Source organism: Patescibacteria group bacterium, from assembly GCA_041674405.1.
Taxonomy (GTDB): Bacteria; Patescibacteriota; UBA1384; order XYA2-FULL-43-10; family XYA2-FULL-43-10; genus JBAYVT01.
In genome coordinates this window covers 90,224-116,052 of sequence record JBAYVT010000004.1, presented here as the reverse complement: position 1 = coordinate 116,052, position 25,829 = coordinate 90,224, and the positions used below count along the sequence as shown (strand labels likewise).

24 protein-coding genes are annotated in these 25,829 nt (G+C 42.5%); 8 read left to right on the top strand and 16 right to left on the bottom strand.

What is annotated here, in order from left to right:
* The first annotated feature begins 7 nt into the window (after positions 1 to 7).
* Both WC080_03490 and WC080_03485 read left to right on the top strand, forming a co-directional pair.
* Entirely contained in the window at positions 8 to 2,242 is a 2,235-nt protein-coding gene (locus tag WC080_03490) for an alpha-(1->3)-arabinofuranosyltransferase family protein (protein ID MFA7244321.1), read from the top strand.
* Complete coding sequence (locus WC080_03485) at positions 2,226 to 4,340, top strand: alpha-(1->3)-arabinofuranosyltransferase family protein (protein MFA7244320.1); 2,115 nt, start codon at positions 2,226 to 2,228, stop codon at positions 4,338 to 4,340. Before WC080_03490 ends, WC080_03485 begins: the two co-directional genes overlap by 17 nt.
* Here WC080_03485 and WC080_03480 read toward each other — a convergent pair.
* The 7 genes from WC080_03480 to WC080_03450 form a co-directional block, all read right to left on the bottom strand.
* On the bottom strand, positions 4,329 to 4,715 hold the full coding sequence (locus WC080_03480; GenBank protein MFA7244319.1) for a hypothetical protein: 387 nt from the start codon (positions 4,713 to 4,715) through the stop codon (positions 4,329 to 4,331). The two genes, WC080_03485 and WC080_03480, sit on opposite strands and share 12 nt — an antisense overlap.
* Positions 4,712 to 5,566, bottom strand: coding sequence for a glycosyltransferase (locus WC080_03475; protein MFA7244318.1), 855 nt, complete (start codon positions 5,564 to 5,566; stop codon positions 4,712 to 4,714). The genes WC080_03480 and WC080_03475 overlap by 4 nt, the downstream gene beginning before the upstream one ends.
* Positions 5,567 to 5,579: 13 nt before the next feature.
* Positions 5,580 to 6,134 carry an acyltransferase gene (locus tag WC080_03470; protein ID MFA7244317.1) on the bottom strand — a complete coding sequence of 185 codons (555 nt, stop codon included), beginning with the start codon at positions 6,132 to 6,134 and terminating at the stop codon, positions 5,580 to 5,582.
* 9 nt (positions 6,135 to 6,143) lie between these two features.
* Complete coding sequence (locus WC080_03465; protein ID MFA7244316.1) at positions 6,144 to 7,169, bottom strand: Gfo/Idh/MocA family oxidoreductase; 1,026 nt, start codon at positions 7,167 to 7,169, stop codon at positions 6,144 to 6,146.
* 194 nt (positions 7,170 to 7,363) lie between these two features.
* Entirely contained in the window at positions 7,364 to 8,473 is a 1,110-nt protein-coding gene (locus WC080_03460) for a DegT/DnrJ/EryC1/StrS family aminotransferase (protein ID MFA7244315.1), read from the bottom strand.
* Positions 8,474 to 8,589: 116 nt separating this feature from the next.
* Entirely contained in the window at positions 8,590 to 9,036 is a 447-nt protein-coding gene (locus WC080_03455; protein MFA7244314.1) for a hypothetical protein, read from the bottom strand.
* A gap of 12 nt (positions 9,037 to 9,048) precedes the next feature.
* Complete coding sequence (locus WC080_03450; protein MFA7244313.1) at positions 9,049 to 10,608, bottom strand: radical SAM protein; 1,560 nt, start codon at positions 10,606 to 10,608, stop codon at positions 9,049 to 9,051.
* Positions 10,609 to 10,779: 171 nt separating this feature from the next.
* On the opposite strand from WC080_03450, the gene WC080_03445 reads away from it, so the two are divergent.
* Both WC080_03445 and WC080_03440 read left to right on the top strand, forming a co-directional pair.
* Positions 10,780 to 11,490 (top strand): hypothetical protein, encoded by a 711-nt coding sequence (locus WC080_03445; protein MFA7244312.1) that lies wholly within the window; start codon positions 10,780 to 10,782, stop codon positions 11,488 to 11,490.
* Between the two features lie 111 nt (positions 11,491 to 11,601).
* Positions 11,602 to 12,477 carry an EamA family transporter gene (locus WC080_03440; protein MFA7244311.1) on the top strand — a complete coding sequence of 292 codons (876 nt, stop codon included), beginning with the start codon at positions 11,602 to 11,604 and terminating at the stop codon, positions 12,475 to 12,477.
* A 2-nt stretch (positions 12,478 to 12,479) separates the two neighbouring features.
* Here WC080_03440 and WC080_03435 read toward each other — a convergent pair whose 3' ends face one another.
* From WC080_03435 to WC080_03415, 5 genes are read right to left on the bottom strand one after another with little or no spacing between them, the layout of a single operon-like run.
* The gene (locus WC080_03435) at positions 12,480 to 13,463 is read right to left on the bottom strand and encodes a glycosyltransferase (protein MFA7244310.1); all 984 of its coding nucleotides are present in this window, start codon (positions 13,461 to 13,463) and stop codon (positions 12,480 to 12,482) included.
* 33 nt (positions 13,464 to 13,496) lie between these two features.
* A complete protein-coding gene (locus WC080_03430; protein MFA7244309.1) occupies positions 13,497 to 14,786 on the bottom strand; it encodes a UDP-glucose/GDP-mannose dehydrogenase family protein in 1,290 nt (429 codons plus the stop codon).
* Between the two features lie 28 nt (positions 14,787 to 14,814).
* Complete coding sequence (locus tag WC080_03425; protein MFA7244308.1) at positions 14,815 to 15,747, bottom strand: UDP-glucuronic acid decarboxylase family protein; 933 nt, start codon at positions 15,745 to 15,747, stop codon at positions 14,815 to 14,817.
* The gene (galU, locus tag WC080_03420) at positions 15,744 to 16,631 is read right to left on the bottom strand and encodes a UTP--glucose-1-phosphate uridylyltransferase GalU (protein MFA7244307.1); all 888 of its coding nucleotides are present in this window, start codon (positions 16,629 to 16,631) and stop codon (positions 15,744 to 15,746) included. Before galU ends, WC080_03425 begins: the two co-directional genes overlap by 4 nt.
* A complete protein-coding gene (locus tag WC080_03415) occupies positions 16,628 to 17,653 on the bottom strand; it encodes a hypothetical protein (protein ID MFA7244306.1) in 1,026 nt (341 codons plus the stop codon). The genes galU and WC080_03415 overlap by 4 nt, the downstream gene beginning before the upstream one ends.
* Positions 17,654 to 17,778: 125 nt before the next feature.
* Here WC080_03415 and WC080_03410 point away from each other — a divergent pair, with 125 nt between their 5' ends.
* The 4 genes from WC080_03410 (at position 17,779) to WC080_03395 (ending at position 21,832) form a co-directional block, all read left to right on the top strand.
* Positions 17,779 to 19,062 (top strand): oligosaccharide flippase family protein, encoded by a 1,284-nt coding sequence (locus tag WC080_03410; protein MFA7244305.1) that lies wholly within the window; start codon positions 17,779 to 17,781, stop codon positions 19,060 to 19,062.
* Positions 19,052 to 19,783: a glycosyltransferase gene (locus tag WC080_03405; protein MFA7244304.1), complete on the top strand. Its 732-nt coding sequence runs from the start codon at positions 19,052 to 19,054 to the stop codon at positions 19,781 to 19,783. The genes WC080_03410 and WC080_03405 overlap by 11 nt, the downstream gene beginning before the upstream one ends.
* A 150-nt stretch (positions 19,784 to 19,933) precedes the next feature.
* Positions 19,934 to 20,542: a type II toxin-antitoxin system prevent-host-death family antitoxin gene (locus WC080_03400; GenBank protein MFA7244303.1), complete on the top strand. Its 609-nt coding sequence runs from the start codon at positions 19,934 to 19,936 to the stop codon at positions 20,540 to 20,542.
* A gap of 18 nt (positions 20,543 to 20,560) precedes the next feature.
* Positions 20,561 to 21,832, top strand: coding sequence for a hypothetical protein (locus WC080_03395; GenBank protein ID MFA7244302.1), 1,272 nt, complete (start codon positions 20,561 to 20,563; stop codon positions 21,830 to 21,832).
* A gap of 225 nt (positions 21,833 to 22,057) precedes the next feature.
* Here the strand turns inward: WC080_03395 and WC080_03390 are convergent, their stop codons facing one another.
* The 4 genes from WC080_03390 to WC080_03375 all read right to left on the bottom strand — a co-directional run bounded on the left by WC080_03390 (position 22,058) and on the right by WC080_03375 (position 25,781).
* Positions 22,058 to 22,681 (bottom strand): DedA family protein, encoded by a 624-nt coding sequence (locus tag WC080_03390; protein ID MFA7244301.1) that lies wholly within the window; start codon positions 22,679 to 22,681, stop codon positions 22,058 to 22,060.
* A 70-nt stretch (positions 22,682 to 22,751) separates the two neighbouring features.
* Positions 22,752 to 23,423 carry a GNAT family protein gene (locus WC080_03385; protein MFA7244300.1) on the bottom strand — a complete coding sequence of 224 codons (672 nt, stop codon included), beginning with the start codon at positions 23,421 to 23,423 and terminating at the stop codon, positions 22,752 to 22,754.
* 254 nt (positions 23,424 to 23,677) lie between these two features.
* Positions 23,678 to 24,745, bottom strand: coding sequence for a M20/M25/M40 family metallo-hydrolase (locus tag WC080_03380; protein ID MFA7244299.1), 1,068 nt, complete (start codon positions 24,743 to 24,745; stop codon positions 23,678 to 23,680).
* 70 nt (positions 24,746 to 24,815) lie between these two features.
* A complete protein-coding gene (locus WC080_03375) occupies positions 24,816 to 25,781 on the bottom strand; it encodes a GNAT family N-acetyltransferase (GenBank protein MFA7244298.1) in 966 nt (321 codons plus the stop codon).
* Between the last annotated feature and the right edge of the window lie 48 nt (positions 25,782 to 25,829).

Below are 25,829 nucleotides of genomic sequence, written 5' to 3'. Positions count from 1 at the left end.
TATATTTATGAATAGACTCAAAAATTGGTTTACGCGCATAAACCCTTTGCTCATCGATCTGCCGATTCTTTTGTTTTCTGCAATCTTACCCATTTGGAAGACAGGGATCTTGGGAATTATTGACGGAACCGATGCGGATTTTCCCTTGGCCCCTCTCTCAAACCTGCACTCTTCCCTATCCGTATGGTACGACAAAGTAACGATGGGTTACGATATCTCATCTGCATTTTTGTCCCAAATTCCTTTTTATGGAATCCTAGCCAGCCTTAATACTCTTGGTTTATCAATCGGTGCGATTGAGAGAATTTGGTATGTTGCCGGAATATTTTTAGCTGGGCTTTCGATGTACCTTCTTACAAGAAATATCTTGCGCGGCAAACATCATTTCGCATCATTATTGGCTGGGTTGTTTTATATTTTTAACCCGATTATGGGGCTCTATGTCTCTCAGGGAGAGCATATAGCAATTTTTTCTTATGCTTTCATTCCACTCGTATTTCTACTGGGAAAATTGGGCGTGGAGAACAAAAAGCCCATTTACGCTTTGTATATTGGGATAGTCAGCGTTTTTATGGCAATTACCAACATGCCTTCATTTGTGGTGCATATGCTGCCTTTGTATTTCTGGTTACTGTACGAGATAGCAACGGGCAAAAACCGCAAGAATGTTGCCAAATTTACGATTCTTTCAATTGTTTATGTGGTTGTTTTAAATATCTGGTGGCTTGTTCCGGCAGTTCTTGGACTGGGCGGAAGCTCGCAAATCGGGGACATTAATCGCCTATGGTTATTTACTTGGAAGCTAATATCCCAAGCAGCAACTCCGATTAACCTCTTGTTAGTTAGGGGTGTTCCGGCACCAACCTCCGGGCCCCTCTGTGCAATCGCAATTTTAGTTTCGATCACTTTGATTTATTCAATCATAAGAATTATCGGAAGAAATACCAGCCCAGAACGCAAAAAAATGATTTGGTTTTTACTTATCCTGCTGATTGTCTCTTTCGTTCTTGCTGCTGGGCGCAATAGTGTTTTTGGTAAGCCTATCCAGTTTTTTATGATGAAGATTCCCATTCTGCAAATGTTCAGAAACCCATATAGGTTTGCTATCTGGACTATTTTTTCTTACTGCGTTCTTTTTTCCTTTGCCGCGGACGAAATTCTTGCATTTTTTAAGAAATCTTATGCAAAAATAATCTTTGTCTCCTTAATGTTGGCATTGGTTTTCATTGGCGAATATCCGATGATCACAGGAGATATGAAACAAAGCATTAAACCAGTAACAATTCCTCAGGAATATTATGAAGCCGCCGATTGGCTCAAAAATCAGGGAGAAGGCAGAATATTAATATTACCCCAGGAAGAATGGCTGTCAAAATTCACTTGGGCATATTATGATATGCCTGATTTCACCCGTTATTTATTTAACAAACCTATTGTGCGAGATTATCCTGAAAACAGGCTGGCCTTTTCTCATTCTGTTGATATGATGACGATCGCTTATGACGAAATTAATCACGCCGGTCTTGGTGTCCATCTCGATCGCATCCTTGCTCTTATGGGCGTAGATACACTCATGGTGCGCGGTGATTCTGAGTCGTTTCTCCGCACAATCAATTCAAAAGAAACAATTGAAAAAAACCTGTCCACCCAAGAAAATATTGGGCTGGAAAGAAAAATCGGAGGATTGGATTTTTATAAGTCAGGCACAAACCTACCTCAAATCTACACTACTACTGACATTCATATGAGTGATATTAATATCGATCGCCAAGGCGGGCAAACCGAGAGCCTTGATGGTTACTTGGGTAATATTGATTTTACAAAACAACCTGTAATATTTTTCACGCCAGAAGCCAAAGATTTTAATATGCCGTCTTCGCTTGCAGATTTAAATATTTCTGGAAAATCGCCCGAAACAATCTTTTCAAAAATTAGCCCTACTAAATATTCCGTTCAAGTTAAGAACGCAAATTCGCCTTATATACTGACCTTCCTTGCAAGTTATAATAAAAATTGGAAAGTCACGATCAATAAAAATGGAAAAACCCAGAAAATTGATGAAGGCCAACATTACCTTGCAAATGGTTATGCCAATGGCTGGTATGTTCGCGAACAGGGGGATTATACAATGACAATTGAATATTCGGCACAGAAAGTATTCAGCATTTTAGCAATTTGCAGCATATTAATTGCCGCTGGTTCATTCATTTATTTCAAATTTTTCTATGAAAAAACTAGATAAATATCTAATACTATTAGTGGTTTTAAGCCTTCTGCCTCTTTTTTGGTTCAAAAAAGACCTTATGATTGCTGGGGGTGACGAGTCTTGGATTATCCGCCCCTTAAGCTTCTTGCCTGATTATTTCTATTCTTGGAACGCAAAGGCATTTAATATGGGTGGGCCGAATATTTATTTGCCATATCTTTTTCCGCTTCTCCCATTCTGGTTGATTCTCTCGAAGGTGGGATTTTCAATGATATTTATTGAAAAGATTTGGATCATCATTCTTTTTGGCATGCCCGGTATAGCAATGTACCTGTTTGCCAGAAATATTTTTAAAGATTTTAAATATTCAAGAATGGCAGGATTTTTCGCCGGGCTTTTGTACACATTTAATCTATATGTCGTTCAGATAGGGGCCTATCAGACAAATACAAAACTGATGATGATTGCTTTGCCGTTGGTTCTTCTGTTTTTTAAGCTGGGACTTGAACAATATGATCTCAAAAACAGGGTTAAATATGCGATTTATGCAAATTTTGTATTATTAATATCAATTTCTGCCAATGTGAATCTCGCTGTCACAAGCGTGATTCCCATCATGCTTTTGGCTTACTTAATTTTTTTCATCGCTATCAACCCAAAAAAAATCCGCCAGTCGGTATTATATGCTTTAATTTTTGCCGGCATATGGGTCCTTCTGAACGTCTGGTGGTTTCTGCCATTTGTCATAAATAGCCTTCAGTTCAACCAAGTGAGCGGTGTGTTTACGTTTCAAAAAATTGATACGGGGCAGTTCCATAATTTTTTCCGCTTCTTGGGATCATGGGGATGGTATGACAACCATAACGGGTCGTTTTATTTCTCATACTGGACCAATTTCGACCAACCTCTCTTCTTAATTTTAAGCTATGGCATTACTGCAATCGCACTTTTAGCCCTGCTTTTAAACTACAAAAATAAACATGTGCGTTTTTTTGCAATAATGGCTCTCGTCGGCTTGTTCTTGGCCAAAGGATCCACTCCTCCTTTCGGGGAAATGTACAATTATTTATATACTCATATCAAAATTCTTTGGATATACCGCGAACCCTGGGCCAAATTTACTCCGATCCACTTGTTTTCTATCAGCATTCTTTTCGGCTGTAGCATTGCATATCTATTTGACTATTTCAGGCGCAAAGCACCTCTTCTGGCCTTTCTGATCCCTCCTTTAGGCCTTTGTTTGGTGTTGGTGGTGGCATTTCCACTTCTTACTGGAAAAATTATCTGGAACACCAATACGGGGCTTATGCGGTCTAATTACGTGAGCATTCCGGGCTATTGGAATGATGCCAATTCTTGGTTCAGTTCTAACACCAGCCAAGATGAGAGAGTGATGCTAATTCCGCCAACCGGTTATGCTGTCGGCCATAAATGGGAACACGGATTTTTCGCCGGTGATAACCCGGCTCTTGTGCTTATCAACAATAGAACAATTAAATATACTTCATTCCCGACAACCAAAGCAGACCAATTGATTGATGAAATGTATATGGATACCATCGATCACCCTGAAAAACTTATTGAATATGCCAATAAGTTCAATATTAAATATGTTTTATACGATAAGTCGGTTGATTACAATTATTCCACCTACAATAGAACGGCTGAGCCGGTGCAAAAAAATGCCCAGATGATTTCGGATTCCATCAGGAACTCCGGTAAGCTCGAGCTGGTACAAACATTCGGCGATCTTTTGATTTATAAGATCAAGGGTACAGACCCTAACAGCCAAATTATTTCAGTAGAAAAAGACGGAAGCTTGGTTCCGATCTCTTTTGAAGAAATTAATCCCGTGGAATTTAAGATTAATACGAAAGGCTTAGTTGCGCCTTTCACGCTCATTTTAAACCAGAATTTTAATGGAAACTGGAAAGCAAAAACTTCGGACAGAGAGGAGATAGATCATCATCTATACAACGGATTTGCCAATTCGTGGGCAATATCCAAAAATGTTGATACCGTAACAATTGAATATAAACTGCAGAGAACTCAATATGTGTCTATCGCAATTTCGGCTCTGGCATTATTGGGAACAATTTTCTATTTAAATAAAGTAAGAAAACTAAACCCCTAGCCATTTATTTTTTAGGCCAAGGAGAATTGGTGAAGCGACAATTCCTAGTGCAAAGGTAATTAGAAAGTAAGTAGAGATAAGATCGGCTGCGTTTGTATTATTGAATATCAGGGCAAGCACAACAAGCCCTAAAAATGCAATAGAGAGCTTCAGAAAAAATTTCGTTTCCAGATTTAGAATCAAGATAGCTAACATCCCTACATAGGCATAAATCAATCTTATGCGCATGTAATTTTGTAGTACCGGAAAGTAATTTTTAAGCATAAGAAAAACAAACATAAACGCAATCAATACAATAAAGCCAACGAGATTATTGCGAATAAAAACGGAAAGATTAGCCCAACCATCAAGAATATTATGTCTGATTTTTTTCACTTGCTCCCCTTCTCGGAATTTATTCCTTTATAATTTACAATGATTGCCGTCAGCATACCAAGGCTTCCAAAGAAATATTGGGTGATCTTGAAGAAAATAAAACCTAATGTATGGAGTGGGTCTTTGAGCCAAATTCTCCAGTGTTTGAAGTAAGTTGTCCGTACCGGTGACATCTGTACGACGCTGGATCCCTTATATTTCTGCAGAAATTGATACAGAGTTTTTCCATAGTAGAATGATCGGCGGACAATATGGCGCAAAGTCTCTTCTTCCCCAAGATGATATTCTGCGATCACATCTACCCTGCCAGTTTTGTAACCCTGTTTGTTTAGCCTGCGTTGAAAATCATAATCCTCGGCCGCAACTAAATTTTCATCGTAGCCACCTAATTTCAAAAAAACATCTCTTTTCACAAATCTCGCCGACTCATGTTCATCATCACCAACATAGCAAAGCCTCTCAAGAGCCTTGCATCTACCAAAGAAAGTATTGTTCTTCGTAACGACTGATGTATAAACTGCGTCATAGCCCTTCTTTTCGCACAGCTCGACGCATTTTTTCAGATAAAGAGGGTGATACTCGAAATCAGCACCCGTCAAAAACACATATTTACCGCGAGCTTTTTTAACACCATAATTAGCCTGGGTCGAACGCTCGATTGGCGCGTTATATATTTTCACATTTTTAAACTTTCTGGCAATTTCTTGAGTTTTGTCGGTGCTATATTTGTCCACCATGACAATTTCAAAATCTTTGAATTTCTGGGCATTCATCGATTTGAGATTATTCTCAATCCATCTCTCCACATTGTATGTAAATAGAACGATTGAAACTAGCGGTTTTTTCTCCATAAAATCCTTCAATTTAATTGACGCTTGCCGGTTCATCGACAAGTTCCTTGCTGACAATTTTGCCAGACTTGTCGACAATTCCATACGCCCTTGCCGGATTGCCGAGTACCAGTGTATAGTCTGGAACATTCCTGGTCACGACTGATCCAGCGCCAACCATCGCAAATTCTCCGATCGTCACTCCGGGCAAGATTGTAGAGTTTGCACCGATGGAAGCACCCCGCTTTACAAGAATTTTGGAAATTTCCCAGTCGCCGGTTTCAGCGCCGCCTTTTAGTGATCCGTCTTCATTTATTGCACGAGGAATCTTATCATTCGTAAAACAAACATGAGGCCCGACAAAAACGCCGTCTTCCAAAGTCACGCCGTCATAGACAGAGGCATTATTTTGAATTTTTACATTGTTGCCAACGATAGCACCCGTATCGACGTATGCATTTTTTCCGATAATGCAATTTTCACCTATTGTGGCATTTTCTCTCACCTGGCACCAATTCCAGATTTTCGTGCCCTTGCCGATTTTCGCTTTGTCTGAAACATCGGCAGTCTCATGTTTAAAATAATCCATTATAGCTCCTTATACCTCTTTGCCATAAATTCTCTCGATAAATTTAATAGAATTAATTGCCTCATCTATCGAAATGCCTTTCCCTTTCGCGATTTCCGCATAAAGAGTGGGGTGGTTGGGACAAGAACCAGCATGGGTTCCATAAGAATTCGGTTCCAATGATTCTCCGTATCTTTCGACAAGATTATCCCACTTTTTTTCGAAAATTTGGCTTTCGAACATTGCCCGGTCTATTGCATCGAGGGCACGCCCTCCGATTTTGATGAATCCCTCGGATCCCATGATCGAGACCGAACACTCAAGATTTGACGGTTCCGAAGCTATGGTCACCTCGCAAGAACCAGACGCGCCTTGCGGAAATTGATAAATTGAAAAGACCGTATCTTCAAATTTTACATTTTTGTGCTTGTTGTTGAAGGTAGCAGAAGCTTTTACTTCAGGCACACCAAAGAGCAATTGGACAATATCTAGGTAGTGAATTCCTACTTCGTACAAAGTGCGTCCACCTGTTTTGAGATCAGCCCGCCAAGAATCAAAATAGGTTTCCGGGCGCTGCCAACGCTGAATCAAACTTACCGATCTGATATTGCCTAAATACCCTTTATCCAGGGCTTCTTTCACCATATTCACGGTGGGATTATATCTTACCTGCAGGACTGCAAACGCATTCCTTTTTAATTTCTTCGCCAGCTTTGAGATCTCCTGGACCCTGTCGTGTTTAAAATCAATGGGCTTTTCAATTAGGATGTCGTATCCGTTTGATAAAGCTTCGATAGCCATTTCGTAATGCAGGCTGTTCGGCGTAGCAATCGAAACAAAATCCATCTTACCCTTCATATCTTTCAACATTTTCTTGTAGTCAGTAAATCCGGGAACTTGATTCTCCGTTGCACGATTTTCTAATTTTTTGTCATCTATATCACACAGAGCAACTAGCTCAAAATCTTCAGGATTTGATGTAATGGCTTCCATGTGGCGGGTGTAAATCATCCCGCAGCCGATCAAGCCAACTTTGCGCTTCTTCTTATTTGGCATTTGCCTCCTAATTTATGATTTTAATGGCGCCAACTGGACACAATTTAGCGGTCTCACAGATACTATTTTTATCTGCCCTTTCCAAATCTATCTCAGCCTCCCCTTCGTTATTTAGCTTAAATATCTTGGGGTTATTTTCTATGCAGATTCGGCACCCGATACATCCGGAAATTAAATACTTGCAAGCAGCTGCCCTAGTTTCCATTTGCAATATCCTTTATAGCCTTAATAATTTTCTCGACTTCTTCATTTGCCAATGACGGATGGACCGGCAAAGACACAACTTCTTTCGACATCTTTTCTGCTATTGGAAAATCACCCTCTTTGTAGCCAAGCTTTTGGAAATGAGAATGCAGGTGCAAAGGTTTAGGATAATACACTCCGGCCCCTACTCCGCGGTTTTTCATCTCCTCGATGAGTTCATCCCGGGACAATGCAAAATCCTTGGTTATTCTGATTGTAAACTGATGGTAAACGTGAAAATTTCCTTCTTTTCTCTTGGGCAAAATAAGCCCTTTAATATTTTTGAGCCCTTCTTCCAATCTAGTTGCATTCGCATTGCGCCTTTTATTGAATTCATCGATTTTGCCAAGCTGGACTAGAGCAATCGCGGCTGCCATATCCGTCAGGCGGTAATTGTAGCCCAAATCAACGTATTCGTACCTCAATGTTTCAGATTGGCCATGATGCCTGAACATCTTGCACTTTTCAGCCAGCTTTTCATCGTTGGTAGTAATAAGCCCACCTTCACCGGACATCATATTTTTTGTAGCATACAGGGAAAAGGCCGCCACATCACCAAAATTACCTGCCCGCTTATCATTTTGCTCTGCGCCGACTGCTTGGCAGGCATCTTCTAAAATCTTGAGGCTATGCTTTTCAGCTATCTTTGAAATTTTTTCATAATCATAAACTTGACCGTAGAGATCAACGGGGATAATTGCCTTAGTTGTATCGGTAATTTTCTTTTCAACTTCGGCCGGATCAAGATTAAAATCATCTTCAGAAATATCGGCGAAAACCACTTTTGCGCCCTGCATCAGGATCGGATTAGCGGTTGCGACAAAGGTAAAAGGGGTCGTAATTACCTCATCCTCTTCGCCGATCCCCATTGCATATAGGCCAGCATGGATTGCCGCTGTGCCGCTATTGAATGCCACTGCGTACTTAGTCCCGCAGTACTTTGCAAACTTTTCCTCAAGCTCCGCCGTTTTCGGGCCCTGCACTATCATTCCGCTCTTTAAGACTTCCACGACCACATCTATCTCGTCTTGCTCGATAACCGGTTTTGATACATTAATCATTATTTCATCCGATAAACTTAATTAAATGGCATTTATACATATAGCTAAAAAAGAAGTTTTCCGCAAACCATCCCAATTTTAGTCTGGTCATGCTGAATTAGCAAGGCAATGAATTGTCATCTTTCAGAACATTTAGGGAAATTAAAATCTTTATGGCGGAAATTATGCACGATGCGAAAAATTAAAAAATATGTCGGCCAAACAGCCCCATTGTAAATCGTGTCATACAGAAGATGCAGCAAATTTGATACCCCGAGCGAGTAAAATATCCAGCCGTATTGGGAAAAAACGATCCCCAGTGCAATAAAGATGATCGCGTACTCGAAACCATGGGCAAACACGTAGACCTTGCCGGCATAATCAAAAAACAATCCTGATTTGAATTCGGCCAGAGAGAATTTTTTAAACTTTGTGTACAGAAAATAATCAATTAAATGGTCGGCATCTATGAAAAAACCGGAAATAAGCGCAAAAAGCACTGCCCAGTAGTTGCCAGAAAAATAACCGACGGCTAGGCCTGCGGCAGAAGATATTAGAAAATGGAATATTTCATCAACGATCATAATGCAAACCGCCTATGCTTCGTGTTCTGCCTTTTCCTCGCACTCGCAATTTTGTTTATTCTTGGGAGAGAAGTCAATGAGGTGGCCGATTACCTTGCCAGCAGCACGGAAAAGGAAAGTAACATCAGACCAGCTTCGCACCGAAGCAATCTTTCGCATGACAAACCGGGGAGTCATGAATGACTTATATAGCTCTTGGGTCAGTTCTTTGATATCTTTCTCGGTCAAGGGTGATTTCATCACCGCCATGCGCTGATCGAAATTATCCCAATCCTCAGTCGCCAACCAGCCGTTTTCCTTGCATTCGCGATAGAGTGGCGTGCCTGGATACGGGATCACTATAGTGGCTTGCAGAGTGTCAACATAACCTTTATTGAATAGATGTCTCGCAAGAGCCACAGTTCGTTCGGCGTCTTCACGCGTTTCCCACGGATAACCCATCATGGTAGTGATATGAGGCTCCAGTCCACCCTTTTTCGCCATTCTAACGCCTTTTTCGATTTCCTCTACCTTCAAATTTTTCTGGATTCGATCAAGCGTATTCTGGTTTGCCGACTCAAGTCCGTACAGGATAAACCTGATCCCGGCCTTGCCCATAAGATCGTAATCTTCTTGTTTAAGCCCCTTTAGCCTCATATTTATATCAAGACGGATTTTCTTGTTGTAGCCACGCTCGATCATGCCATTGCAGAACTCCGTTAGCCATGTGCCGATCGGAAAAGAGCCCGAATCATCCATGATCTCCTTGACATGATATTTCTCAATCAAGATGCCGATCTCGTCGAGCATCCTCCTGGCCGAATGTTTGCGATAATCCTTACCCGGATAGAGAGTCGTCCAGGAACAAAATGCACATTTGCCCCACCAGCAGTCACGTGCAGCATATGTGTATGTGCCTGGTGTTCTTTTGTAATTACCATTCTTGTAAGCGTACAGCTGCCATTTGGTGAGATCACGATCGATCATCGGAAGATCGTCAAGATCATGATTAAGCTCAAAATGCCCGGTATTTTTAATGGTTTTCCCTTCACGGTACCAAATCCCTGCCTCGAGTTTCTCACCATGATTTAGATGATTCGCTAGGTTTAATGCCAGAAAATCATAATCTCCGCCCGTAAGAACATAATCAACCTTCGAGTTTTTCATCGATTCTTCCGGCATCGCAGTCACATGATCGCCGATCAGGGCGATAGTCGCCTTGGGAAGCTCTTTTTTCATAACTTCAATAAGTTTCCAGTGTCGCTTAATTACCGGGGTTTTAGATTCAAACACTATCAGGTTGGGATTGGATTTCTTGATTCTAAGAAGCCAGGATTCCGGCGTGAGCTCCTCGGCAATGGCATCGTCCCAGAGCACGTCATAGCCTTGATCGGCCAGAAGTGAGGCTGCATACGAAGGCACCATCGGATAGATATACGTTGGGTTGTTGAACCATTGAAATTGGCGATTCTGGGTAAGAAGAGGGATGCCTTTCTCACTAGGAAGAGGCGGATACGAGATTGAGATCTTAAATTTGGCATTTTTAGCTTTTTGATCCTTGGTAGGCTTGCTCACACGCTTAAGTTCTGGCATAAATGTCCTTGACTTTATTAGTGATTTGTGTTATATTGTTACGGTGCCGTGGGGCATGACCCAAGAATATCAAATATGTCCCATGGGGGCAAGAAACGGGTGATTAGCTTGCGACGGACTCCCAATGTGTTCGGTTACGGTATTTCGATCGCGTCTCTGTTGCCGTATGCTATGAGGACGGCACTCTGGGCGCATGGCTCGCCGATGATGGCGGCCAAGTGGGCCCAGAAGGCTGGCTACGAATTCCTGCAGGTTCTCCCCCTTCGTGGGGTAACCGGAAGGGAGAACTGGCCGCTGCCGGTCAAGTACCACGAAGGCGCCTGGAACCCGGTGAACGGGCTTCTCCAGGGTCTCCGCCACCAGATCGGCGGTGAGGGCATGCCTTCCACACCGATCGACTGGGCGTTCTTCCCGAAGATCGCCGAGTGCCGAAAGGTGGAGGCACTTCTTCCCGGCGAGAACATCAGCCACCACCTTGCGGCCAACGGCCTCTACGAGGTGAACCCTGATGATCGACTGGCCGCCAACACGATTGCTCGGTACTGCCGGGACGAGGGATGCAGGCTGGTCATCGACACAGAGCATCTCCTTCGCGCCGATCGCAACGCCGCCGAAGACAGCTCTGTCTTGGGCGCCACTCGCACCGAGCGACACGAGGCCGTGAAGGTCCTCGCGCCGTACGTCGCCGCCGTGCACGTGAAATCGGTGACGGACAGCGGGTCACACACGATCGTGGAGAACCTTCTCTCGGCGGCCAACCGGCCGGCCGAGATCAACTTCGTTGCCGAGTACAAGCCCAAGCTGGGCACGCCCTCGGCCGTGCAGGACCACATGGCGTGGTTCCTCGCCAACATGAAGATGATGGTCGAGCGCTATGCGTAGCGCCCGGATTCCCAAAAGCAGACCGCCGCCGCCCCAACGTGGGCGGCGGTCTTGCGTTTAAAAACAATTATTTTGGGTGAGGACTAACAATTCTTGTGCTACAATCGCATTATGTATATATTTCTGTCCTTAACAGCAGCTTTTTTCTACTCGCTTTCCGGCATTGCCGGCAAAATTACAACAAAGTACAAAATTAAGAATCTATATTCCTTGATTTTTTGGTTGAATGTGACAGCACTAATTTTTCTGCCGTTTCTTTGGGCCAAGGCAGGGCACATTCAGAATCCGCTAAGTTGGCCTTATTTTGCCTATATTGCTACCACCGCGGTTGCAACGCTTCTGACATGGAAAGCCTTATATTCCATCGACGTATCAGTCTATCAATCGCTATTTAACATACAGACCATTTTTGTAACGCTGCTGTCATTTATTGTTTTAGGCGAAAGATTCCCTGTCCTGATCTATCTTTCAATTGCCTTGACGGTGCTTGGTGGAATTCTTGTTTCCTACAACGACAAACAACGACTGGGATCAATTTTCAACAAAAACATTTTACTGATGCTCCTTGCTGTTTTGCTTTATGCGGCAACTGATATTTTCGTGAAACTTTCACTCAATACCGGGCTTGATCCTTTCAATTTTCAGGCCTGGTCTTTATTGGGAGTCGCAGTTCTTTTGAGCCCAACATATTTTCTAGCAAAAAAAGAAATCAGGGTCACCGCAATCCAGATTTTTCCACTTTTCCTAAGCAACTTATTTATCGTAAGCGCACAAGTATTGGTTTTCATCGCATTTTTGACGAATGTGGCAGTTTCACAAGCCCTTGCAATGTTCGGGTCATTTTTCACCCTACTAATTACTGGCATCACCTCCAGATATTACCCTACCTGGCTCGAAAAAAATTCATCAAAAACATACATCATCAGGTTGACTGGATGTGCTGTTTTGATAGCTGCTGTTCTACTTATTTTGAGATTTGCTAGATAGATCTATCTAGCAAGTTTTGGAATAATCAGCCCCCAAACGAAGCGGATGCCGTACCAGACATGAGTGAAGAGGACCATGGGTATCGTGATTAATCCTACCAATGGATTTTTCCAACGAAATGAGATAACAAGGGCATCCAAAATAAGCCCAACGGCATATAGCGCAATTGGAATTGAGGCAATCATTACAAGAGATGAGGAATGAGGAATGAGGGTAATTATTATCAACGCCAACAGATATAGATCGAAAATACTCGGCATGAAATAGAATAGTTTAAGCGAAGTTTTCGGATAGATCTTGGCAAAGAAACCGCGATGCAGGGCATAATTTCCAATCTGTTTGAAGTGCTTCACAAGGTCGGATCGGCGATGGTGGTAGACGACCGCCTCCGGCGTATACATGATTTTGTAACCGGCACTTAAAATATCAAGGCAAAGTTTGGTGTCTTCCCCTGGCCAGTAAGTATTATCGAAGCCACCTATTTTTGCAAAAACATCCTTGCGGACAAGCAGATTCACTGTTGGCCAATCGTCACATTCACACTCTTTGCCGATCGGCAAATAGCGGTTTCTCGCTCCGCCACCGCCAAGATAAGATTCAAAAACAGCGCCAGAAACTTTTTGTAGGGTATCGTCATGCTTCGGTGTCATCGCAGGCCCGCCGACAGCGCCGACTTTTTTGTCAGAAAATAATTTGATCGACTTTTTGAGCCAATCGGCTCTCGGAAATGCATCATCGTCTAAAAATGCAATGATCTCGCCTTGGGCATATTTAATTGCCAGATCGCGTTTCTCTGCCGGCCCGACTTTGCCCGATGCGATAATTTTGGTTTTCGGCCATTTATGTTTTTTGTCAGGTTGATCAGGAAAAATAAAAATCTCATAATCCGGCCAATCTAACTTCAGAATCTCAGGGATGGACTCGCGAATGTAATCATTTACGGCAATAACAGGAATGATGATGGAAACCTTGGGCTGATTTTTCATAATTTTAATCTTAAATAATGATATTTCTTTCTATTATCTACCTATCCCAAAATATGTGAACCCAGCTTTCTTTGCATCTTCGGGGTTATAGATATTTCTGCCGTCAAAAATGACTTTTGATTTCATTGAGTTGCCAAGTTCATCAAGATTTACTTGTTTAAATTCGTCCCAATCAGTGACAATAAGCAACGCGTCTGCACGCTTGCAAGCGTCTGTTGGTCGATTAACATAGATTGCATCGGGAATAATTTTACTCGCATTTTCCACGGCGACTGGGTCATATGCTAAAACTTCTGCACCCAAATCAATTAATGCTTCCATTATTGTAATCGCCGGCGCTTCCCTGATATCATCCGTTTTTGCCTTGAAAGCTACTCCCCAGATCGCGATTCTCTTTCCTTTTAATTTGCCTAGTTTCTCAACAATTTTTTTAACGAATCTTTGCCTTTGGGATTTGTTTACTGCCTCGACTTCCTCCAATATCCTAAAGTCCTCTCCGGTTTCTTTGGCGATTTCTACCATTGCGCTTACATCTTTTGGAAAACATGATCCCCCGTAGCCGATGCCGGCACTCAGGAATGCCCGCTCGCCAATTCGTTTGTCCAGTTTCATGCCGCGCGAGACATCGGCTACATCGGCACCGACTTTTTCGCATATATTAGCAATTGAATTGATGAATGAAATCTGGGTTGCCAGATAAGAATTTGAGGCATATTTGATCATTTCTGCGGTTTCTAGGTTCGTTATGACAATTGGGCAAGTTAAGACCTTGTAAACTTCAGCGACTTTTTCTGCTGCTTCTCGGTCCCCATTGCACCCTATTACCACTCGATCCGGATGAAAAAAGTCGTCGATTGCCGAACCTTCTCTTAAAAATTCCGGGTTGGAGATGACGTCAAAGCTTCCCTTGTAGTGCTTCTTGATGGTACTTTTTACCATTTCTCCTGTCCCAATCGGCACTGTGCTTTTATTTACGATAACAAGAGGTTTCTTGATATTTTTTCCGATTTCTTCCGCTGCAGCGATAATATATTTCAAATCGGCTTTTCCATTTTCGTCCGACGGCGTCCCCACCGCGATAAATACGATATCGGATTTATTCAAGTATCTTTTAAGCGATGTTTCGAAAGTAATCCGGCCTTGTTTTAGATTTTTCTTAATTAGCTCTTCGATTCCCGGCTCGTATATTGGGGAAATTCCCTCTTTGAGTTTTGCAATTTTATCCTCGTCTACATCAATGCAGGTAACCTCATTGCCCAATTCTGCCAATGCTACACCTTGTACCAAGCCAACATAACCAGTACCAATGACAACAATTTTCATTTTCTTTCCTTAGCAATCATATTAATTATCAAATTTCTGCCTTTAGATATTCCATCGTTTTTTTGATCCCTTCACGAAGATTGATTTTGGGCTTCCAATTTAGTTTTTCCTTGGCTAATTTGATATCCGGCCTTCTCTGTTTAGGATCAGATTCAACTGGAGCGGTGTACACAATTTTTGAGTTTGTCTTTGTCAAATCTATGACAATTTTTGCAAGTTCAAGGATTGTAAACTCATTTGGGTTGCCAATGTTGATAGGGCCTTCCTCATTGGATTTTATCATTTTTATCATACCGTCGATTTGATCGTCAACATAACAAAAAGAACGCGTCTGTTTACCGTCGCCCTGCACGGTAATATCTTCGCCCCGCAGGGCCTGTTTGATGAAGTTTGTAACTACCCTACCATCATCAGGGTCCATTTTGGGACCATAAGTATTGAAAATGCGAATGATTCCCGTGTTTAGCCCTCTTTCGCGCCGGTATTCATAAATAAGGGCCTCTGCATAGCGCTTTCCCTCATCATAGCAGGAGCGCTTGCAATATGGGTTTACATTACCAAAATAGCTCTCTTTCTGCGGGTGCACCAAAGGGTCGCCATAAATTTCACTTGTAGAAGTATAAAAAAACCTTGCCCCCTTGGAGAGTGCAAATTCAAGCATATTCTGGGTGCCGATTGCCGATGTTTCAAGGGTATGTATAGGATCAATCAAATAAACTGGCGGCGAAGCCGGGCAAGCTAAATGGCAGACATAATCAACATTGCCATCAATTTTTAGAGGTTTTCTGACGTCGTGCTTAATAAATCTAAAATTGGGATTTTCTTTGATTTCAGCCAGATTTTTTAATCGGCCAGTAAACAAATCGTCGACTACAATAACTTTCTGCCCGTTCTTAATAAGACGAATTGCCAGGTTGGACCCAAGAAAGCCAGCGCCACCGGTGATTAGATATGTTTTCATTTTTCACCTTTCAAAATTTCTCTAATATATTTTTTGATCTCTGCTTTTGTATCTTTGCGCTTTAAGGCAAAATCAAGATTTGTTTTGACGAAATCAACCTTATTGCCGATGTCATGCCGGCGGCCGCTGATGATATAACCAAGTATTTCTCCCGCTTCGGCGAGAAATTTCATACTATCGGTAATCTGAATCTCCCCATTGACACCGGGTTTAGTTTTCTCGACCAGGCTAAAAATGCCAGTTGCAAAAATATAGCGTGAGGCGATCGCTAGATTCGACGGAGCATCAACCAGGTCCGGCTTTTCGACCAGTTCGTCAATCTCCATCACCTGTTTGTCGAGCATTTTTCCGCCAGCTATTCCATAACGCGAAATTTGTGCCTTCGAAACTCGCTCGAGAGCAACTACGGATTTCCCTGTTTCTTCATAAAGCGAAGCCATTTTTGATAGATTGTGGGTTTTTTCATCACTCGAATCAATGATTGTATCCCCTAAGAGGACGGCAAATGGCTCGTCGCCAATAAAAGTTTTGGCTTGATATATTGCATCTGCTAGACCTCTCTGGCGCCTTTGGCGAATAAAATGGATATTGGCGAGATTTGAAATTCGATCAAGTGTCAAAAGAAGCTCTTCATTGTTTTTCCTTTGAAGCATTTCTTCGAGCTCATACGATGGATCGAAATGGTCCTCGATTGCTCTCTTGCTTCGGCCGGTGATAATGAGGATATCTTTAATTCCGCTTTCGACCGCTTCTTCGACCACAAATTGAATCACTGGCTTGTCAACAATTGTCAGCATTTCTTTCGGTTGCGCAATGGTGGCCGGCAAAAAACGGGTACCAAGACCAGCCGCCGGAATGACCGCTTTTGTTATCTTTCTCATCATACGACTACTCTTTCAATGTTATATTTTCTTCGCGCAAACTCTTCTAAAATTATATCAGCCTGTCCTTTATTTCGTGGAATAATGATGATCGCCCCGCCTGAACCTGGGAACTTGGCGGCAGCGCCAAATTTTCTAGCCAATTTAATCATCGCTAGATTGTCGGCCCCAATTACAGAATCACCGTAGATTTTTCTACGCAGATCAAAATTCTGGTCTGCAAGATCACAAAGCTTGGCATGGTCGCGTTTAAGCAAGGCGCTCATCCCAGATTCGGCAATTTCGGCAAATCTTGCCATTGCATTAACTACTTTTTGATCACCATCCAGGAAGCGAGATTTAACATCCGAGTGAATTTTGCCCGATTCAGAAGGTTTGTCGTTCCAGGCTATGTACATTTCAGGAAATAAGTTCGGATTTATTTTTTTGTATTCACCAAAAATCCCTCCATGCCTTTTAAATGCTGCCGGACCAAAATCCATATAGACCGGGGCATCAAAAGATTGGACCACTCGGTCTTGAAGCCCAGCAGTAATGCCCAGTTCCTCAGTTTCAGCGGCAATTGCAATGTTAGCAAGGATTTCCGGTGGCAAACTGGCTTCGGGGAGTTTGTAGAATTTCATTACCGATTTGATAGTCGAGACAATGATTGCACTCGAACCGGCAAGACCGCTCTGGCGCGGAATATTTGAACGATAACTGATAGTAAAATTGCCACCAGGAAATTCTATCGAATGTTGCTCGCAATATTTCTTAAGGCTGACAATCGCCGCCTTGACAAGCCTGATTCCACCATAATAGCCATTTGCCCTGACATATCGAGCCATGTCGCCGACATGCTCATATTCGTCCTGATCTTCGCTGTTTGAGAGCAATTTGAAAGTTGGTGATTGCCAGACCAATGTCTCGGCTTGAAAATTTTTTAAGGGCAGGCTAATTGTTTTGCCGCCGAATCCATCTGAGGGGTTGCCTAAAAATCCGATCCTGGCAAAAACACTGGTTTTAATTATTTCTTTATCTGGCATTTATAATTCGATTATTGAAATTGAGATTGCAAAAAGTTGGTCAAGCATTTCGATGTTATCAGATAATTTGCTAATTTTGAAACAGCCTTTTCGAAGCTTAATCAACCTGCTATAGTTTAACCCGTATGAATGAAGCCAAAAAATTACTTAAAAGCAGTTCAATTGTCTTTATCGGGACATTGATTGCCAGTTTATTTTCCTACCTGTTCAATATGATGATGGGGCGGCTTTTGGGTCCGACGGAATATGGCGAGATGACAGCCCTAATGTCATTGCAAACTATTATTGCCGTAGCTAGCGGCGCAATTTTGACCATCTCGATGAGATACTCCGGAGAATTATTCAACGAACGATATTTTGATGCATTAAAAAAATTGTTTTTGTTTCTCACAAAATATCTACTTTTGATCGGTGTTGGAATATTTTTGGTTTGCCTTTTGTTTCTAAAGCCTATCGCGAATTTCTTTTCTATCAATTCACTCATGCCAATTTCAATTGTGTTATCAGGAGTAATATTCTCTCTGCTTATTGTAATTAACAAAGGATATTTTCAGGGCCTCCAAAAATTTAGAAGCCTGGCTTCAATCAACATCTTAGAAATGGCCCTCCGGCTTGGATTGGGCTTAGCACTGGTGATGGCAGGTTTAAAATTAAACGGAGCGGTCAGTGCCATAGTACTAGCCACCATAATTGCATATTCCATTTCGTTTTTGCCGATAAAGCGAATGTTTAATAAAATAAAATTCCATGATGGGCACTCTTTTAAATTCGATAAAAAGGAAATAATATCCTACACTTGGCCAACACTGATTGCGTCTTTATTTCTTGTTGCTTCGCTCAATATCGATATTATTCTGGTTAAACATTATTTTGATCCGCAAAGCGCTGGCTTATACGCTGCCATCTCGACGGTTGCCAAGATTATTCTTTATGTAACAGCACCGATTGCGAGCGTCATGTTCCCAATGGTATCAGAGCGAAAAGTCAAAGGTGACAAACATTATCAGATCTTTCTTTTTTCGATCATAATCACGCTAATCGGGGCATTTGCTGTGCTTGCCATTTATATGATAATGCCAGGCAAGGTGGTATCAATTTTATATGGGCCTGATTATGTTTCTGCATACACGCTTCTTCCCGAGGTTGGTTTGTTTGTTTTGTTCTATTCCATGGTTAATCTTATGGCAAATTACTATATGGTCATCAAAAACTTCTTTTTCTTAATTCTTTATTTCATCGTGCTTGTAGCTCAGATTGTCATGGTTTCGTATTGGCACCCAAGCATTCTTGCGGTAATTCGTACATTTATCTTGATGAATGGTGTTTTATTCGCTTTGCTTATGGGGTATTATGTTTACACGAAGAAAGAAGCGCTGCTAGCAATATTTAAGAGTGAAAATGAATCCTAAACTTTCTATTGTAATTCCTGCCTACAAAGAGGAAAAAAATATCTATAAAACATTAAAAAACATCGTTGATACGCATGATGTACTTGAATATAGCTACGAGGTGGTCGTAGTTGTAGACGGATCACCTGATAACACATTGAAAGAAGCCAAAAAAATTAAGAACAAGAATGTGAGAATATTCAGTTACGAAAAAAACCATGGGAAGGGGCACGCGTTAAAATACGGGACCAAAATGGCAAAAGGTGACATTGTAACCTTTACAGATGCCGGCGGAGATTTTGATCCTGCGCAATTCGATAAATTTGTAAAACTTCTGGAAATTTTCGATGCCGATTTCGTGATAGGATCCAAAAGGCATCCGGCATCAAAAGTGAATTACCCTAAAAAAAGAAGGGTTTATTCTTGGATTTACCACAAAATGATTCGCTTTCTTTTCGGGCTCAATGTTACCGATACCCAGGCAGGGCTAAAATTTATAAAAAGGAATGTGGCAAAAGACATTATGCCGCGAGTTTTAGTTAAACAATACGCTTTTGATCTCGAGATGTTGGTGATTGCGCACCAACTGGGATATCGAAGAATATTTGAGGCACCGGTAGAACTAGACTTCAATGCGGCTGGGAGTGGAATTAATTTTAAAGCAATTAAGAAAATGGTTACGGATACAATGGCAATTTTCTATCGTGCTAAAATCCTGGATTATTATCGTAAACAAAAATAGTATACTTGCTCAGAAAATATTTCATTACAAGCCTTAAATGCGCTGTTTGTTTTACGAGCAGAAATTTGACGAGATCTCTTTTCCAACGTATCATTATGTCAGATTAAACCTAATAAAAATTGATCAGTTAGTTAAGTTATGGAGGAGGAGATGTTGCAAGTTGATATTGAAAAAATAATTCCCGTTACCGAAGCGCGAGATATGTTTAATAAGATTGTTGATGAAGTTGAGGGTACTGACAATATGTATGTTCTCACCAAAAACGGCAAACCATCTGCTGTTCTTGTCGGCGTAAATCATTTGGAAAAACTTACAGGGACCGAAGGTGCTAAAGTTATGGCAAAAATTTCTGATATGGCTTCTGATAGCCCTGAAAGCACACAACCAGTAGAGCCGTTTGTGGGAACCGATTCAACTCCTATGCCAGAGGTTCAGGAGCCGGTTCCGGCCGCTCCTGCTGAAACCATTCCGGCCCCCGAAGCACCCCTGCCGCAGGAATCTGTGCCGGCCACACCCACTTCCTCCGTGCCTGAACCGGCCCCAGTGGAACCTGCTCCGGTAATTTCAGATAGCAACAATACTGCGGCTCCTCTAAATACAGGTGCTGAGGAGAATGCCGTTCTGCCCAATCTTCCCCCCGCTGAACAACCGGCTATACCGGAAGTAAGTATGCCAGAACCAACTCCGCCAGTTGCTTCTGATACGCCAAACGACGACGCTACAAACACATTTATTCCGCCAAATACCCCGGCAAATTAGCCTTAAAACAAGGGGACAATGCCAGAAGATCTCGTCGAGTCCCAGGGAAAAACTTTATTCGGGATAAAATCCCAGGATATTTTAAAGCTTGTCGAAACAAACTATGCCCTTATTGTGATCGAGGGATTTTTTGGTTTGTTTTTCGTTTATTATTTTCATGCAATTCCACTTTGGCTTGCGTTGCAAGCAATCATTGTGACGCTAGTAACCAATGTCGCACTCAATCTTTTTATTGTTTTTAAAGCTAGCAGGCTTGCGCAAGAAATTGTTCTGTTGATTATGGGAACTTCTATCATTTTGAGCCTGGCGATATTTGTGCATTACTACCCTGTCGGACGATCATCATTTTTACTTGCTTTTTTACCTTCAGTCATTTTTGCCGCCTCGCAAAGCTTATCCTTCGGCATTACTACGCTCTTAACTGTCCTTGCATCCATAAGCGCAATGTTTGCCATAGAATATTCGGGTATAAGATTTTTGGCAGAACCATATGATATACGCGGTGAAAGCGTTGCCTGGAAAGTCGGGACAATTTTCAGCCTTCTTTTTATTATTCTTGTTGGATTAATGACTATTTACTTCAACAATATGATTCGCAAAAGTCGAGATAAAATTGCTAAATTGGCAATGGAAAACAAGAAGCTCTATCAACAATCGAAAACGACTTCCGATGAAATTTTGAAAAATATGCGGGAAGGATTGATTGTACTTGATAATCACTTAAGAATTGTTCAGATCAATGAAGCGCTTTCCGAAATGTTGAAAAACAAAAAAGATTTAACCAATTTTCCAGTTCGCGAACTACCAATTTTCTTTGCACCAAAACTTGTCATTTATCTTGAAGATTTCAAATCGAATAACACCAAGAGGTTCTCCTTCAAGGCCCAAGATGAACTAAAAAACATTTACGATATCAGCATTGCCAGAATAGAACTTAGGAAAAATGAACCGGGCTTTATCGTGATGATCAACCAAACTCCGCTGCCCTGGGGAATAGTTTACGAATCAGAAACAAAAAAGCCGGTGGATCTTGCACTAGTTCGCTTGCATGATGCTTCCGATGAAAGAATTATTGAGACGCGTGCCACCGACAAAGATGGCAGGTTTGGTTTTATTGTTACTGAGGGCGAATACAAGATTACCGTAACCAAAGAGGGCTATTCATTTCCATCAAAGGCTGAAAATGGCTATATAGGAGAAAAAATCAAGGTTGAGTCTGCAGCAGACAGCTTCCTAAATATCAAAATTCCATTGGACAAGGCCAAAGAAACCAAATCCGAAGCAAACTAAACTTGGAATTTGGACTTTTTAATTAAAATAGATCTATCAGACACAGCGATGGCCCCCTAGAAAGGGGGCCATCGCCGGTTTTCTCCATAAGATGTCTATACTACAGCAAAGGTGGGCAAGGCATTAACGCCCATATACTGCATCCCCCTGTATAAACATGGGCACACAATAATATTGTGGAGCATTACAATAGTACAAATTATATTTTATGTCAATAGAAAAAAACTAATTTGCCTTTTTGATATTGCGAATATGCCGATATATATAAAGTGCAATCAGGACAATAATTATGATCAATATTGCCGTATCGAAAGTGTGCAATTTTGCCCGAATCAATTCCCAATTCTCGCCAAGAATAACCCCTCCCCAAGTAAGCGCCGCACTCCAAATAAGAGCTCCGATAAATGTGTAAAATGAAAATTTTTTGATCTCCATTTTCGAAATCCCCGCAGGAAATGAAATGTAGGTGCGAACGATAGGCAAAATCCTCCCGACAAAAGTTGTTGCATCGCCGTATTTTTGAAACCAGACGTCAGCGCGATCAAGATCATGCTTGGAGATCAAGATATATTTGCCATATTTTTCGATAAGTGGACGGCCGCCTCGCCAACCAATCCAGTAGGCCAATAAAGAACCTGCAAGGTTCCCGAGTGCGCCAACAACGACAACAAGCCAGAAGTTCATCACATGGTCGGCCACCAGAAAGCCCGAGAATGGCATTATAACCTCGGAGGGCATCGGAATCCCACAGGATTCGATAAACATTAAGAAAAATAGTCCTGGAGCGCCCAGAACATGAATAGTATTCACAACAAAATTTGCAAGAATATCGATAAGTGCAGTTATCATGACATCGCTATCTTAACATGTTGTGCCAATAATTAGAATCCCTCACCCTTGCAAGGGTGAGGGATTTGTCCTAGTCGAATTTCTCGGGCGTGAAGCCTTCTGAAGCGCAGCCGCAGTAGAGGTCAAGATACTTGATCCCCACGGCTTTCATCACCTTGGCGCGATTTTTTGACCACTCGGAGGCCAAGATCTCGCCTTCCCAGGCATCGTACCATCGACCGAAGAACCAGAAATGCTCTCGGCGCACTGCTACATCGCGGAAGCCGCATTTCTTGATTGCTGCACGGCTCGGTTCGTTGCCGTCAAGGACCTCGGCTGCGACCTTATTCAGGCCTCCGGCGACAATGTTTGAAAAGGCGTAGTCGAGAATTACCGCCTCCAACGCCTGGGCTAATCCCTTCCCCCAGCGTTTCTTGTCGCCGATCATAATACCGAGTTCGGCACGGCGATGCGTTCGGTCAATACGATGCAAACCGATATTGCCGACCATCTCGCCTTCAATCATGATATTCCACGACAGGTCGTCTGGCCGGTTGTTTTGGTTCTTCACCCAATCCATCTCAGCACTTTCCGTGCACGGCGCCGGAGTCGCCAGGTATAGGCGAATCCGATTGTCGTTGATCCACTCAGTGAATTGTTTGGCAGCAACGACCTCGTCAGCCGGCGAGCCAAGCTCGACCTCAACTCTTCCCCCGCTCTTTTCCCCTCGATCGTACGCGAATTTGATTTTCGGACCGTACATTTTTCTTTCCTTTCTGCCCCATGGGGCAATTAGTTTGACTGCGCTTGTGCCCTTCTCGACTTTAAGAGCACAAGAAAATCAAAAAACCGCCCATGGACCGGCGGCTTTTTGATGTATAGTTTTAGAAAATTATTAGATCAATAATTTGGAACCATCAAAAATGCCGCAGGTCTTAACTCGATCGGTACCGCAAGTAAAATAAATTTTGTGCATTTGTGATTCCATAAATTTAAACTTAACTGCTAAGTTTGATCTTACTTTAACACACTAATCAGATATGTCAAATCTTTTTTGTATTTAACAATCCCTTTGAAACTGATTTTCTCATTCTCTTTATGTGCGTATTTAATCTCCCCTGGCCCAAAGATAACAGCATTTGGACATATATCCGCCAAAATATTAGCCTCTGTGGCGTATGATGGCCCTTTTTCGACAGGCAACCCAGATTTTTTGATAATTTTTACCACTTTACCAGAAGACACGAACGGATTCAGCGATATTTTTTTCGTGAAACTTACTGAGGATTTTAAAGATTTGGATGTCTTTTTGATTAGTTCATTAAATATTTTTTCAACTGCTGCATTTGTGGTTCTGATTTCAAACGACAAATTTGTCCCAACCGGTATGCTGTTTATAGCTTCTCCGCCAGAAATTGTGCCAAAATTCAAAGTAGGCAGTGGATTTACAAATGAATCATCTTTGTTTTTTTCTTGAATTTCTTTAAATCCTTTCGACAATTCTAAAATAAATTTTGATGAGTCTAATATGCTGGAGACTCCATTTTCCGGTTCGCTTCCGTGGCCTCCTTTTCCGGTCAATTCCAGCTCATATGCGACAAGACCCTTAGAATTTGTAATAATCTTCCCGCCAGTCGGTTCTCCAATGATTAAATAATCGCTTTTGCCGATAATTTTTCTATCAATTAATTTTGCCCCTTCGAAATCGGTTTCTTCGTTGTAAGTTAGAAGAAAGGCTAAATTTTTGGCTAAATTAGCTTGAGCCAATTTAAGCATGATCGCAATAAAAATTTTCATGTCGGCAATACCCAACCCAATTATCGAATCTTCATTTTGTTCAAGCTTGAATGGGTCCGAATTCCAACCTTCGCCGGGCGGGACGGTGTCGGTATGCGCCGAAAGTACAATTCTACTGCCATAAGCAGGCTTGAATGCAAATAAATTTGCTTTGTTGTCCTTTCCCCATATTCGCGTTTCAAAACCATACTCTTCAAATTTCTTTTGGCAATAATAAATTAGCGGCAAATTCGTATTTTCCGATCTTGTGTCAAACTCTACTAACTTTTTTAAGATTTCCAGATCCATTTTTCTCCTTAATTTATGAATGCTGGCCGAGCGGGTTTTTGCCCGCTCGGCTGGATGTTCGTACCTTGCGCTATTCGTCGTAAACCCAGTATGTGCGATCGGGGTAGTTTGCGTCAGGAATGCCGGTATCGACAAACCCCAGCCTGGCATACAACGCCCTGGCGGGGGCGGCCTTTATGTGAGTACGCAGGATCAGCCGGCTGTACCCGAGAGACCTTGCCCTGGCAGAGAGTAGCTCTGATAGCATGATTCCCGTGCCATGGCACCGGGATTCTTTCGCCACTCCCAGTTCGGCCACATAGAAGACCTGCCTGCGATCTTCGCACAGATGGCCAAGTTGTTCTCCTCCGGCTTTCGCCGCAAGCGCCGTCTTGTCCATCGGGTAGCCTATGGTGAAGCCGTTGACTTCTCCACGGACCATACTCACAAAGAATGCCGTTGCTGGATCACTTGACGCTTCACTAAGTTCGGTCTCAACCTCGGCCAGATCCCAGTCGTACTCGTCCCAAGGCGGCTCCGCCCAGACTTGGCAGTAAAGCTCTGCCACCTTTTTAAGCTGGCCGCCTGCCGGGTCTTCGATGATCGTGTGCCAGACGCCCCTTCCCTGCACAACTCGATGCCCAAATACCATGTAGCGGCAGTGACATCCTGGGAATGTTTGGCTCTCCGCACAGTCTGCGCAAAAAGCTAGCGCTTCGTCCGGCATCTCGGCCTTTGGCCGTTCGCTGAATCCGGCTTTCGCAAAGAGACCAGCTGAGCCATCGTTGCAGAATGCCACTATCTCCTTCCCGGAACACTGAATGGCATCCAGCACCCGGTAAAGGCACTCGGTGGCAAGCCCACGCCCGCGAAATTCCGGATTCGTGATCGTAGAGCCGACCTCGATGTATTGGTCGAACTCATAGAAGCCGCAGAATGACACCGGCATACCGGCGCCATCTCGGATGAACGTGCTATGTCCGGATTCGAGCATTGAGAGAATCTCGTCTTGATCGCGGTACAGCATCTTTCCAGACGCTGACTCGGGCCGGATCATTTCTGAAATGATCCGCGCACACTCGGACTTACCGACAACCTCACTCGT

What these genes read in the sequence shown, in the direction of transcription:
- WC080_03390 (MFA7244301.1), bottom strand. Translation starts at nt 22,681, where the DNA reads ATGATAACTGCACTTATCGATATTCTTGCAAATTTTGTTGTGAATACT.
- WC080_03490 (MFA7244321.1), top strand. Translation starts at nt 8, where the DNA reads ATGAATAGACTCAAAAATTGGTTTACGCGCATAAACCCTTTGCTCATC.
- WC080_03485 (MFA7244320.1), top strand. Translation starts at nt 2,226, where the DNA reads ATGAAAAAACTAGATAAATATCTAATACTATTAGTGGTTTTAAGCCTT.
- WC080_03470 (MFA7244317.1), bottom strand. Translation starts at nt 6,134, where the DNA reads ATGGATTATTTTAAACATGAGACTGCCGATGTTTCAGACAAAGCGAAA.
- WC080_03385 (MFA7244300.1), bottom strand. Translation starts at nt 23,423, where the DNA reads ATGTACGGTCCGAAAATCAAATTCGCGTACGATCGAGGGGAAAAGAGC.
- galU (MFA7244307.1), bottom strand. Translation starts at nt 16,631, where the DNA reads ATGATGAGAAAGATAACAAAAGCGGTCATTCCGGCGGCTGGTCTTGGT.
- WC080_03465 (MFA7244316.1), bottom strand. Translation starts at nt 7,169, where the DNA reads ATGCCAAATAAGAAGAAGCGCAAAGTTGGCTTGATCGGCTGCGGGATG.
- WC080_03400 (MFA7244303.1), top strand. Translation starts at nt 19,934, where the DNA reads ATGTTGCAAGTTGATATTGAAAAAATAATTCCCGTTACCGAAGCGCGA.
- WC080_03425 (MFA7244308.1), bottom strand. Translation starts at nt 15,747, where the DNA reads ATGAAAACATATCTAATCACCGGTGGCGCTGGCTTTCTTGGGTCCAAC.
- WC080_03410 (MFA7244305.1), top strand. Translation starts at nt 17,779, where the DNA reads ATGAATGAAGCCAAAAAATTACTTAAAAGCAGTTCAATTGTCTTTATC.
- WC080_03450 (MFA7244313.1), bottom strand. Translation starts at nt 10,608, where the DNA reads ATGCCAGAACTTAAGCGTGTGAGCAAGCCTACCAAGGATCAAAAAGCT.
- WC080_03435 (MFA7244310.1), bottom strand. Translation starts at nt 13,463, where the DNA reads ATGAAAAATCAGCCCAAGGTTTCCATCATCATTCCTGTTATTGCCGTA.
- WC080_03445 (MFA7244312.1), top strand. Translation starts at nt 10,780, where the DNA reads ATGAGGACGGCACTCTGGGCGCATGGCTCGCCGATGATGGCGGCCAAG.
- WC080_03375 (MFA7244298.1), bottom strand. Translation starts at nt 25,781, where the DNA reads ATGATCCGGCCCGAGTCAGCGTCTGGAAAGATGCTGTACCGCGATCAA.
- WC080_03455 (MFA7244314.1), bottom strand. Translation starts at nt 9,036, where the DNA reads ATGATCGTTGATGAAATATTCCATTTTCTAATATCTTCTGCCGCAGGC.
- WC080_03415 (MFA7244306.1), bottom strand. Translation starts at nt 17,653, where the DNA reads ATGCCAGATAAAGAAATAATTAAAACCAGTGTTTTTGCCAGGATCGGA.
- WC080_03395 (MFA7244302.1), top strand. Translation starts at nt 20,561, where the DNA reads ATGCCAGAAGATCTCGTCGAGTCCCAGGGAAAAACTTTATTCGGGATA.
- WC080_03380 (MFA7244299.1), bottom strand. Translation starts at nt 24,745, where the DNA reads ATGGATCTGGAAATCTTAAAAAAGTTAGTAGAGTTTGACACAAGATCG.
- WC080_03475 (MFA7244318.1), bottom strand. Translation starts at nt 5,566, where the DNA reads ATGGAGAAAAAACCGCTAGTTTCAATCGTTCTATTTACATACAATGTG.
- WC080_03405 (MFA7244304.1), top strand. Translation starts at nt 19,052, where the DNA reads ATGAATCCTAAACTTTCTATTGTAATTCCTGCCTACAAAGAGGAAAAA.
- WC080_03440 (MFA7244311.1), top strand. Translation starts at nt 11,602, where the DNA reads ATGTATATATTTCTGTCCTTAACAGCAGCTTTTTTCTACTCGCTTTCC.
- WC080_03460 (MFA7244315.1), bottom strand. Translation starts at nt 8,473, where the DNA reads ATGATTAATGTATCAAAACCGGTTATCGAGCAAGACGAGATAGATGTG.
- WC080_03430 (MFA7244309.1), bottom strand. Translation starts at nt 14,786, where the DNA reads ATGAAAATTGTTGTCATTGGTACTGGTTATGTTGGCTTGGTACAAGGT.